The following is a 12,331-nucleotide window of genomic DNA, read 5'->3' as shown; positions in this document are numbered from 1 at the left end:
TTCTACTGTTAGATAATTAATTCGTTCACTAAACAAATTAATTATCGAAGAGTTGGAAAAAGGAATGACATTTCATTTGCAGGATTAAGGCATTCATTTAATCAAAGATTTTTGAAAAGGATTACAACAAATAAATATGTAAAAAGGCTATAGAACATTGAAAATATGCTTCATCGTTGAAGGAAATAAAGAATGTTAATCAACGATGATTGGGATGTAAATAAATAGAAAAGTCCATAATAACAATTGGATAAATCAGGAGGGGAAGCCGATGAAGGCTTTTTTAGATAAGAATTTTCTTTTAAATAACGTCACTGCGGAAAAACTATATCATCATACAATGAAAGAACTGCCTATTTTTGATTATCACTGTCATTTGAGTCCAAAAGAAATATGGGAAAATCAATCATTTGAAAACATCACACAGTTATGGCTGGCAGGTGATCACTACAAATGGCGTGCCATGCGTATCCATGGCGTTCGTGAAGAGCTCATTACAGGTGAATCAAGTGATTGGGAGAAATTTGAAGCGTGGGCAGAAACCGTTCCTCACTTATTCGGAAACCCTTTATATCATTGGACACATATGGAGCTCAAAACGTTCTTCGGGATTGATAAGTTATTATCGTCTGAAACAGCCCGCGAAATTTGGGAAGAATGTAATGAAAAGCTGCAAACAGCAGATTTTAAGCCGCGACGGTTTATTGAACGATCCAATGTTCAATTCGTCGGGACAACAGATGATCCAACGGATGGGCTTGAATATCATAAATTATTGCAGGATGACCCGACATTTAATGTAGGGATCGCCCCGACATTTCGTCCGGATGGTGCCTTATTTATCGAGAAACCAGCCTTTCAAAATTGGCTGAAAAAATTAGAAGACGTTTCAAATGTAAAGATTGATTCTTTTGATGGATTACTTGAAGCATTACAACAAAGAGTGGATTTTTTCACGGAACAGGGCTGTTGTGCTTCTGACCACGATATTCCGCAGATGGTCTTTAAGGAGATCTCAAAAGATGACGTAGAAAGGATTTTTGAAAAACGTTTGAATAATGAAGAGCTTACAAGTGATGAGATGATTGGTTATCGTTCCTATCTTCTTGTTGAATTAGGAAAAATGTACGCAGAAAAGCAATGGGTCATGCAATTGCATATGGGGGCAATAAGAAATAATAATACTCGGTTACAAAGTTTAATTGGCGCTGATGCTGGAGTTGATTCAATTGGTGACAACCTTCTTGCTGAAGGATTATCTCGTTTCTTAGATGCGTTAGATCAAACTAGTTCTTTACCAAGAACCATTCTTTATAACCTAAACCCTCGAGACAATTATGTATTGGGAACCATGATTGGAAACTTCTTTGAAGAAGGGATACCAGGTAAGGTGCAATTTGGTTCCGGCTGGTGGTTCAATGATCAATATGACGGCATGGTTAGACAAATGACGGATTTAGCTAACTTGGGTGTTCTTAGTCACTTTATTGGAATGACGACAGATTCACGCAGCCTCCTCTCTTATGTCCGACATGAGTATTTCCGAAGAATTGTATGCAACATCATTGGTGAGTGGGTTGAAGAAGGAAAAGCGCCTAATGATGAACGGATTCTTGAACAAATGATCCGAAATATTGGATTTAATAATGCAAAAAGATATTTTTTAGAACGTTAAGATATCTAGAAAAAAGGAGTGAAGTTCGTTCATGGGTATTCTCCAAGATTTATTAAAAGATATTCCATTACCGAAGATGGCAAAAGTCAAACAGCATTTTGACGATACAAAAGTGGAAAATCTAGAACAAGTGTTAAAAGAAAAACTGCAACAAAATCATATTCAACAAAAAGTGAAGCCAGGTATGGAAATTGCTATCGCAGTGGGAAGCCGGGGCATGGATCGCCTTGTGGACATCACTGCGACAACAGTGCAATATTTAAAAGATTTAGGCGCAACGCCTTTTATCGTACCGAGTATGGGAAGTCATGGCGGCGCTACGGCTGAAGGGCAGCGTGAAGTATTGGCACACCTTGGGGTTACGGAAGAAAGTGTGAAAGCTGAAATTCGCTCATCCATGGAAGTGGTGAAGCTTGGGGAATTACCGAACGGCTTGCCTGTATACATTGACAAATATGCTTCAAAGGCCGATGGAATCGTTGTGATCAATCGAATCAAACCGCATACCGCATTTCGAGGAGCTGTTGAGAGCGGTATCATGAAGATGATCAGCATCGGTTTAGGTAAACAAAAGGGTGCTGAGGCATGCCATCAATTAGGTTTTAAGTATATGGCGGAAAATGTACCGGCCATGGCTAAGATGATGATGGAAAAAACACCGATTTTATTCGGGGTAGCTACTCTTGAAAATGCCTTTGATAAAGTGGCAAGAGTTGAGGTGCTTGCAGCAGAAGAAGTCGAAGAAAAAGAACCGGGGCTTCAGGCGTTAGCAAAACAGTTGTTGCCCAAGCTTTTCTTTGAGCAGCTGGATGTCCTTGTCATTGATCAAATCGGTAAAAATATTAGCGGTGATGGAATGGATCCAAATATTACGGGGCGTTATCCAACACCATATGCCCATGGAGGACCGGATGTCAACAAGATGGTCGTCCTGGATTTAACCCACGAAACAGAGGGAAATGCTAACGGTGTGGGAACAGCTGATTTTACGACGCAACGTCTTGTCGACAAAATGGATTTAGAATTTACTTATGCAAACGGTTTAACATCAACAGTTTGTGCACCGACAAAAATAGCCACAACCTTACCCAACGATAAAGAGGCCATTCAAGCGGCGATTAAAACATGCAATATTTTGGATTTTACAAAAGTAAAGATGGTTCGGATTAAAAATACGTTGGAAATAAGTGAAATCGAAGTGTCTGAAGCCTTGCTTGAACATGTACAACAACACCCGCAATTAGACCAGAGTTCAAATCTTTTTGACCTTCCTTTTAACGAAAAGGGAAACTTGTCGTAAAGAAAATAGGATAGAGAAGCTCAGGCGTCAACCATTAGTCATGACTTTCATGCGAACGGCTTAACTTGCCGCTTGAGCCAAACGGTATCATATTTGTTTACTTCATTAAAGCAATTACTATGAGGGGGAAGAAAAATGGGGAATTTATTTGATTTAACTGGTAAAACAGCTGTTGCAATCGGCGGAAATAGCGTATTGGGTTCATCCATTTCGAAGGGATTAGCAGCACATGGGGCAAAAGTAGCCATTGTTGGCCGAAATCTCGAAAAAGCAGAGCAGGTTGTGAAAGAAATTGAAGCAGATGGAGGAACAGCAAAGGCGTTCCAAGCGGATGTTAGTTCACGCGAATCAGTAGAAAATGTGGTGAAAGAAATTGAAGAATGGGCAGGAGGGTTTGATATTCTTCTCAATGCACCTGGTAAAAATAGTGCAACACCGTTCTTTGATCTTGATATGGATGAATGGGATGACATTATGGACGTTAACTTAAAAGGACTTGTTGTAACTACCCAAATTTTCGCTAAGAAAATGATCGAGAAAGGCATAAAGGGCAGCATTATTAACATTTCGTCTGTTTCTTCCACTACTCCGCTATCAAAAGTATTTACGTATTCAGTATCGAAAGCGGGGGTCAACAGCATGACCCAATTTTTGGCACGTGAGTTTGCACCACACGGCATTCGTGTAAATGCCATCATTCCCGGTTTTTTCCCGGCAGAACAAAATCGCAAAATTTTAAGTGAAGAACGAATCCAGTCGATTATGAATCACACACCGATGAAACGTTTTGGTGATGCAGAAGAATTACAAGGGGCAGCTGTTTGGCTTTCATCAGACAAAGCTTCAAGTTTTGTAACCGGAGCCCTTATTCGAGTAGACGGCGGTTTTGGAAGCATGACCATTTAACCTTATTGACTCAGGACGTTATGTTCTTTTCATCATGGCATATGAATATACTAGAACGATGTTCCAATGATTCTAGTTTAGAGAGATTACATGTTACTTCTTAGGAGAGGAGAAAGGACAATGATTAATGAGAAATATAGGAATTTAACGTCTATTCTCCAAGAGATGAAATCGGTTGTTGTAGCATTTTCCGGGGGAGTGGATAGTACATTCTTATTAAAAGCAGCCGTAGATACATTAGGTGCGGACCAAGTCCTGGCCGTCACAGCGGACTCTGAAACATATCCTTCCAGTGAGCTTGAAGAAGCAAAAGAATTAGCTGGAAGAATTGGAGTCAATCACCATGTGATCGAAACGTCCGAATTAGCCATCCCGGGTTACACGGATAATAATAAAAACCGATGCTATTTTTGTAAAAGCAGTTTATTCGAGCATTTAATACCCGTTATGGAAGAAAAGGGGTTTCAGAATGTCATCTATGGGGTGATTGCTGATGACTTAAATGAATATCGCCCTGGAATCCAAGCGGCGAAGGAAAGAGGCGTACGGGGTCCGCTGCAAGAAGCGAATTTATTTAAACAAGAAATAAGAGAGCTTTCCCGGAAATTTGATTTGCCGACATGGGATAAACCTTCATTTGCTTGTCTATCTTCAAGAATTGCCTACGGCGAAAAAATTACACAAGAAAAGCTCACAAAAGTTGAAAAGGCAGAAGCTTACTTGAAATCCTTGAATATTCGTCAAGTCCGGGTTCGAACCCATCAGGAAATTGCCAGAATAGAAGTGGAACCAAATGATATGAGAATAGTCTTGGAAAATCATGAAGACATTACAAGAGAACTGCAAAGTTTGGGCTATCAATATATTACATTAGATTTAATTGGTTATAAGAGCGGCAGCATGAATAAAGTTCTTTCTTGAACGGCTCCCGCGTACTTGCTAAAACTTGGTGAATTGAACTACCCCCACTTAATTTTCTGACGAAAATTTGAAGTCGGGGATTCCTGCGAACACCAGTGTATCCACCAGTTATTAAGCAGGCTCTACCCGTAGTCCCTACGGTGAACACTTTTTAGAATCTTGTACGTTGAACTCACCACACGTTCTACTCTGCTTGGTTTTTCGCTACTTCGATACGGAGGGGCGACTGAACGTTGAAGATTTTACGTGACAGACGATTTTCCTGTCACAACCTTATATCTTCAGTTTTCAAAGAACAATCTGTACAGGAATATTATACCATAAGAACAAGTGTTTCGCTACGCAAAAAGGCGATTCGTCTCCCACTTATTTTTGGGCTACGCCCAGCACAAAATGGAAGTGGGAGTCTTCTCGCCTAAAATGATAAAAGAAACTTTCTGAAAACATCCACCTATCATTATTTTATAAAGAAAAGGAAGATGCAGCATGTCACGACAGTTTGTCATAGGACTTGATATCGGAACAACGAGTGTAAAGGCCGTTGTTTTTAATATATATGGAAAAGTAATAGCTGAAATTGAGAAAATGATTACATCCTATTACCCGCAGCAAGGGTGGGTCGAACAAAATCCGATTGAGATTGAGCAATCCGCTGTCCAAGCTGTTAAAGATGCAGTTGACCAAGCGGGAATTCAAAACAATGAATTGTTAACGATTGGATTCTCTTCTGCTATGCATTCGCTTATTTGTGTAAATGCCAAAGGCGAACCTTTATCGCAAGCACTTATTTGGGCTGATGGCAGAAGCAGCGGACAAGCAGAAAGGTTAATGCAAGAGGAAGGGATCAAGCTGTATTCGAAAACGGGAATGCCTATTCACCCTATGTCTCCATTCGTTAAATTGCTATGGATGAAAGAAGTAGAATACGAGCCGTATCTTAAAGCAAACTATTTTATGTCCATTAAGGAGTTTTTAATCCAAGAGTGGTTTGGACAAAGGGTCATTGATTATTCCATGGCTTCAGCAACGGGATTATTTAATGCAAAAACGCTCCAATGGGATGAAGAAATACTGGAACTTGTAAAAATAAACAAGGAACAGCTGTCGAAAATCGTTCCGCCAACAGAGTGCTTAACAGGGATAAAAAATGATGTCGCTGAAAAAATGGGCATCTCAAGTGAAATACCATTTGTCATAGGAGCTGCGGACGGTCAATTAGCTAACCTGGGAATAGGAGCGATTTCTCCAGGTGAAGTCGCTGTAACGGTAGGAACAAGCGGGGCCATCAGACAATTTACAAAAGGGTTTCAAATAAGTGATAAACATGAAACGTTCTGTTACGCATTTACGGAAGAATACTCTATTATTGGGGGACCAACAAATAATGGAGGCATTGCATTGCAATGGTTGAAAGAGCTTTTAAACGATCAAGGCAACTTCGATGAATTCACTGCAGAAGCAAAACGGGTTGCGCCCGGGGCAGAAGGGATACTATTTCTTCCATATATTAATGGTGAAAGAGCTCCTCTATGGAATCAACAGGCAAAAGGGAATTTCTATGGACTATCTGTTACCCATAAAAAAGAACATTTTATACGTGCCGTGTTAGAAGGAATTACGTTTAATCTCTATCAAATAGGTAAATCATTGGAAAACCTGGCAGGAGCACCTCAAAAAATTTATGTGAATGGCGGATTGTCAAGATCTCCATTATGGCTTCAAATTTTAGCTGATGTTTTTGGCAAGGAAGTTTATGTTTCAGAGAGCCATCATAGTGCTGCATGGGGAGCTGCCTGGACGGCTTTAGTAGCAATCGGCAAGGTAGATTCTTTTGAAGACATTAAAAAGAACATACCGATGGGACAAGCCATCAGACCGAATGAGAAAAATCACGAAATTTATTCAACTGTATATGCAAAATATGAAAAGCTAGCAAAGGATTTATCTGTGTATTTTTGAATGCTTCTTAACAAACAATAATGAGATAGCGGTATTGATAAATCGGAAAATTATTTAGTAAGGTGAGGGAGACAGATGATGGAAGAGATTTTAGAGCAAGTCCAAAAAGGCACTTTAAGCGTGGCAGAAGCAAAAAAACAATTGGCTACGTATGAGAATTTGGGGTTTGCTAAAGTCGATCATCACCGAAAGAAACGTCAAGGTTTTCCGGAGATCGTATATGGTGAAGGGAAAACGGCAGAACAAATCATTTCCATTATTAAAGCACTAAGAGTGAAGAACAATCAGGTGCTTGTCACACGTATTTCAGCAGAAAAGGCAGAAAATGTCCTAAGAGAATGTCCTGAATTTACGTATCATAAAACAGCGCAAATATTATGTTGGAAGGATGACACCAAGGTTAAAAATCGCTTTCAAGGATATATTGCAGTTGTTTGCGCAGGAACATCTGATTTACGAGTGGCGGAAGAAGCAGCGGTTACAGCGGAAACACTAGGCTGCGAGGTTCGGCGTATTTATGATGTGGGTGTGGCCGGAATTCATCGCTTACTAGATAATATCGAAGAAATTCAAGGTGCCACTGTCTCTGTTGTTGTAGCTGGAATGGAAGGGGCTCTTCCGAGTGTGGTTGGCGGACTTGTTTCCAATCCGATTATTGCTGTTCCGACGAGCATTGGGTATGGGGCAAGTTTTAACGGTTTATCAGCGTTGCTTACGATGTTAAACTCATGTGCTTCCGGTATCAGCGTTGTAAATATTGATAATGGATTTGGAGCTGCATACAACGCTGTATTAATCCATCATTTAGCACAAGGGGGCTGGGGAAAATGAAAACACTTTACTTTGATTGTTTTTCGGGTATTAGCGGTGATATGGTCATTGGAGCCCTTCTTGATGCAGGGGCAGATCCAACTGTATTAGAAAACGAATTGAAAAAGCTTCATATCGATGAAGAATATGAATTGAAATGGAAAAAAGTTGTGAAAAACGGCATCACGAGTACAAAGTTTGATGTGTTGTTAACAAAAAACAGCCATCATCATGAGCATGACCACCATCATGAGCACAGCCATCATCATGAGCATGACCACCATCATGAGCACAGCCATCACCATGAGCATGACCACCATCATGAGCACAGCCATCATCATGAGCATGACCACCATCATGAGCACAGCCATCATCGTGAGCATGATCACCATCATGAGCATAGTCATCACCATGACCATCATCATCGGACTTATCAAGATATTGTAAAGATGATTGAAGCAGCAGGTTTTTCAGATCAAGTGAAGGGTACGGCATTGAAAATTTTTAAAAGAATTGGAGAGGCAGAAGGGCATATTCACGGTATTCCGTTAGAAAAAGTTCATTTTCATGAAGTTGGAGCAGTTGATTCTATTATTGATATTGTCGGAGCTGCCATTTTAATTCATCAACTAGAAATAAATGTCATGAAGTCCTCGCCAGTTGCCGTGGGCACAGGGAGAATTCATATTGATCATGGTATCTATCCGGTGCCCGCACCTGCCACGCTTGAAATTTTAAAAGGAGTACCTATTCAACAAAGTGATATTAAGGCTGAACTGGCAACCCCAACCGGAGCCGCTATTGTGTCAGTATTGGCAGAAGAATTTTGCACAATTCCTTCTATGAAAATAAAGTCAATAGGTTATGGTGCTGGAACAAAAAGCTTCAAAAACCATCCGAATGTGCTTCGTGTCATTATTGGAGAATAAGTATCGTGGATATGGAAGCAGAAGGCGATTCATCTCCCGGCTCATTGGAGATCGCTCTTCTTAGCCCTGGTTACTCATCTAATGAAGATAAACAATGAGAGGAGTGTGCAAGGTGGTTTCTCATTTTCCTCCTAATCATGAACATATGGATGATCAGATGGTCAAAATGGAAGTGAACCTTGATGATGTATCAGGAGAATGGCTTGGGTACGTAATGGATTTACTTTTCGAATCGGGAGCAAATGATGTATTTTATACTCCTATTTATATGAAAAAAAACAGACCGGGAATTTTACTTCAGCTCCTTTGTCCCCGTAAAGATCTGGACAAGATGAAAGAAATATTGTTTAAAGAAACAACGACACTGGGTGTACGGTATTATCCGTTAACGGTCCATCGATTGGAAAGAAGATTTAGAAAGGTATCAACTGAATGGGGCACGGTGACGGTAAAGGAAGGGATTTATCATGGGCAAGTCGTGCAAAGGGCACCAGAATTTGAAGATTGTAAAAACATCGCTCGATGCCATGAAGTCCCTTTGAAAAAGGTGTATGAACAGGTGTGGAAGGAATTGAATGGCGAGAATTAAACTTTTCCACTAGCAAGGGATATTCCTTCCCTGCTGATAGATCCAGCCGAGGATTCTTTCTTTCAAAACTTCTCCGAACTATACTATGTTTTGAAAGGGGGATCTTACTACCTGTTAACAAGGACAATAGCATTCTTAGTGTAATAGGAGGAAGGCTCAGATGAGAATAGGTATTATGAACATAGAAACGGGACATTCAATTGTGAATCATTTAACATACGATATTCTTAGTCCATTAATCCATCATCATGAAGTTTACGGCATTGAACTTACCTCGAATAAAGAGAAGGTAGAGGTAAAACGATTTGGCGAGGAAGATTTAGTTGGCTGGAGAGAGTATGGACGAGTTTTATTACGTTGTTCTTTCGCAAAGGAACCATTAGCTGCTCGTATATTTTCGAATTTTGATGCAGTGGTGGTAATGGGCGGAAACAGCGCTTATCACCATTTTCAAAAAATAACGACAGACGAAACAGGGACGAAATTTTTGTTTATTCCAGTCTCCATTTATAACGATATTCATGACTCACAAACATCTCTTGGATATGATTCAGCACTCAATGCTGTTATAGAGGCCGTTTTTAAGATTGAAGATACGATTCAGTCATTAAAATACGATCAACTTCGGCTCTTTGGCATTCAATTACCTGGCAAGCATCGAAATGCTCTAATGGAAGATGTTGCACTGGCGGTAAGAGGAGATGTAATCCCGAATTATTGGGATGTTGAAACTGCCGATTATTTCTCGCAGTTGCTGAAAGAAAAAGTAGCATCAGGGCAAACATACTCGTTTTTCATTTTCGATGAACGATTTGATTCACAAATGATTGAAGAAAAATTACGTCCTTTTTTCATGGATTTTACCTGGCAAACAACGAAAATTGATGAAGCACAGTGCATGGGGATGAAACCAACAGCCGTTGATAGAATTTTAGCGAAGAAAATAGCTAAGGAAGTGATTAGCTGGGTTGAGTTTAATAAAGATGCTGGTAAGCTATTGCTTCAAAATAATAAGGCAGTCTTTCAAAATCAAACAAAACTTAGCAATATATTAACCAATTAATTGAGGAGCGTCATAAATGAAGACATTACTAAATGAAACGCAATTGGATCAACTAGCAATTAATACTATTCGAACATTGTCCATTGATGGAATTGAAAAAGCGAACTCCGGCCATCCGGGAATGCCAATGGGGACTGCTCCAATGGCTTATACTCTCTGGGCAAAGGAAATGAATCATAATCCAAGCAATCCTGGATGGTTTAATCGAGACCGCTTTGTTTTATCCGCGGGTCATGGCTCCATGCTGTTATATAGCTTGCTGCACTTATTCGGCTATGATGTTACGATGGAAGATTTAAAAAATTTCCGCCAGTGGGGAAGCAGGACACCTGGCCATCCTGAATTTGGTCACACACCTGGAGTGGAAGCGACGACAGGTCCATTAGGACAAGGGATTGCGATGGCTGTGGGAATGGCAATGGCAGAAAGACATTTGGCAGCAACATACAATAAAGAAAAGTATAACATTGTCGATCACTATACCTATAGTATTTGCGGCGATGGAGATTTAATGGAAGGTGTTTCTGCTGAAGCAGCATCACTCGCAGGTCACCTTAAGCTTGGACGTTTGATTGTGTTGTACGATTCAAATGATATTTCATTGGATGGAGACTTGCATTTATCGTTTTCAGAAAGTGTAGAAGACCGATTTAAAGCTTATGGCTGGCAAGTGATTCGCGTTGAAGATGGAAACGATACAGATGCCATTCAAAAAGCATTACAAGAAGCAAAAGCAGACTTGAATCGTCCTACACTAATTGAAGTGAAAACAGTCATCGGCTATGGTTCTCCTAATAAGTCCGGTAAGTCTGATTCACATGGGGCACCGCTTGGACATGAAGAAACTAAATTGACGAAAGCAGCGTACGGTTGGCAGTATGAAGAATCATTTTATGTACCGGAAGAAGCAGAGGAACATTTTAAACAATATTCAGCATTAGGGCAACAAAAAGAGCAAGCTTGGAATGAGCTGTTTGCAGCTTACAAGAGTATGTATCCAGAATTGGCCAAGCAATTTGAAGCTGCTTTGGCAGGAGAACTTCCTGAAAGCTGGGAAGAAGCTTTACCAGCCTTTCAAGAAGGCGAATCGTTAGCAACACGAGCTTCATCAGGAAAAACCCTTAATGCGGCTGCGAAAGTGATTCCACAATTAATTGGGGGTTCCGCGGATTTAGCGGGATCTAATAAGACGCTTCTTACATTTGAAAAAAATTACGGTTTAGACGGTTATGAATCTCGTAATATTTGGTTTGGGGTACGGGAATTTGCAATGGGAGCAGCCATTAACGGAATGGCTCTTCATGGAGGAGTAAAAGTATTCGGGGCTACGTTCTTCGTTTTCTCTGACTATTTGCGTCCTGCTATTCGTTTGGCTGCGCTAATGAAGCTGCCTGTTACGTATGTTTTTACACATGACAGCATTGCGGTAGGAGAAGATGGGCCTACACATGAACCAGTCGAACAATTAGCATCTTTACGCGTAATGCCCGGCTTATCTGTAATCCGTCCTGCTGATGCAAATGAAACAGTTGCCGCCTGGCGATTGGCTCTTGAAAGTACGGATACACCTACAGCGCTTGTTTTGACTCGTCAAGACTTACCTACATTGAATGTAGAGAAGCAAGCCGTTTATGAAGGTGTTAAAAAGGGTGCTTATATTGTGTCAAAAGCAAAAGGAGAGGTCAGCGGTTTACTGCTTGCATCCGGGTCGGAAGTATCCTTAGCAATCGCTGCTCAAAAAGAACTTGAAACAGAAGGAATGTTTGTTTCGGTTGTCAGCATGCCAAGCTGGGATCGTTTCGAAAAACAATCAGTCGAATATAAAGAAAGCATCTTATCTCAAAATGTAAAAGCCCGTCTTGCGATTGAAATGGGCTCTTCACTCGGCTGGAGAGAGTACATTGGGGATGCTGGAAAAGTAATCGCAGTCAATCAATTCGGAGCATCTGCGCCAGCCGGCAAACTGCTTGAGGAATATGGTTTTACTGTTCAAAATGTGGTGAAGAAATTTAAAAAAGTTTATTACGCTACTAATTGATGTTGAAATTCCCGATAAGGGAGCAGCAACTTCTTAGCTAAAAACAGAATACTATCCGAAAGATAATGAAAATGAACCGTCATGGAAAATCCATTAAAATGAAGGATTGCTTGACGGTTCGTTCATTTTAAAAACAAGATA

Annotated in this window: 10 protein-coding genes; all 10 read left to right on the top strand. The window is 40.4% G+C overall.

The features are described from left to right. The first annotated feature begins 271 nt into the window (after positions 1-271). The 10 genes from uxaC to tkt all read left to right on the top strand — a co-directional run bounded on the left by uxaC (position 272) and on the right by tkt (position 12,190). Positions 272-1,675, top strand: a complete 1,404-nt coding sequence (gene uxaC, locus BK575_RS18715; RefSeq protein ID WP_078412570.1) for a glucuronate isomerase — start codon at positions 272-274, stop codon at positions 1,673-1,675. Positions 1,676-1,706: 31 nt separating this feature from the next. Next, on the top strand, positions 1,707-2,975 hold the full coding sequence (locus BK575_RS18710) for a nickel pincer cofactor-dependent isomerase, group 22 (protein ID WP_078412568.1): 1,269 nt from the start codon (positions 1,707-1,709) through the stop codon (positions 2,973-2,975). A 135-nt stretch (positions 2,976-3,110) separates the two neighbouring features. Continuing rightward, on the top strand, positions 3,111-3,881 hold the full coding sequence (locus BK575_RS18705) for an SDR family oxidoreductase (RefSeq protein WP_078412565.1): 771 nt from the start codon (positions 3,111-3,113) through the stop codon (positions 3,879-3,881). Positions 3,882-4,001: 120 nt separating this feature from the next. Next, on the top strand, positions 4,002-4,802 hold the full coding sequence (gene larE, locus BK575_RS18700) for an ATP-dependent sacrificial sulfur transferase LarE (protein ID WP_078412563.1): 801 nt from the start codon (positions 4,002-4,004) through the stop codon (positions 4,800-4,802). A gap of 486 nt (positions 4,803-5,288) precedes the next feature. Then, positions 5,289-6,761 carry a gluconokinase gene (locus tag BK575_RS18695; protein ID WP_078412560.1) on the top strand — a complete coding sequence of 491 codons (1,473 nt, stop codon included), beginning with the start codon at positions 5,289-5,291 and terminating at the stop codon, positions 6,759-6,761. 75 nt (positions 6,762-6,836) lie between these two features. Continuing rightward, a complete protein-coding gene (larB, locus tag BK575_RS18690; protein ID WP_139368070.1) occupies positions 6,837-7,592 on the top strand; it encodes a nickel pincer cofactor biosynthesis protein LarB in 756 nt (251 codons plus the stop codon). Beyond that, entirely contained in the window at positions 7,589-8,500 is a 912-nt protein-coding gene (larC, locus tag BK575_RS29430; protein ID WP_078412558.1) for a nickel pincer cofactor biosynthesis protein LarC, read from the top strand. Before larB ends, larC begins: the two co-directional genes overlap by 4 nt. 112 nt (positions 8,501-8,612) lie before the next feature. Beyond that, positions 8,613-9,089 (top strand): nickel pincer cofactor biosynthesis protein LarC2, encoded by a 477-nt coding sequence (gene larC2 / locus BK575_RS29425; RefSeq protein ID WP_078412556.1) that lies wholly within the window; start codon positions 8,613-8,615, stop codon positions 9,087-9,089. A gap of 160 nt (positions 9,090-9,249) precedes the next feature. Further along, positions 9,250-10,152: a 6-phosphofructokinase gene (locus BK575_RS18675; RefSeq protein WP_078412554.1), complete on the top strand. Its 903-nt coding sequence runs from the start codon at positions 9,250-9,252 to the stop codon at positions 10,150-10,152. Between the two features lie 16 nt (positions 10,153-10,168). Next, on the top strand, positions 10,169-12,190 hold the full coding sequence (gene tkt / locus BK575_RS18670) for a transketolase (RefSeq protein WP_078412552.1): 2,022 nt from the start codon (positions 10,169-10,171) through the stop codon (positions 12,188-12,190). The last annotated feature ends 141 nt before the right edge of the window (positions 12,191-12,331 follow it).

It is taken from the genome of Priestia abyssalis, from assembly GCF_002019595.1.
GTDB lineage: Bacteria > Bacillota > Bacilli > Bacillales > Bacillaceae_H > Bacillus_BA > Bacillus_BA abyssalis.
The sequence above is the reverse complement of the archived record's forward strand: the minus strand, read 5'-3'. Positions and strand labels throughout refer to the sequence as shown.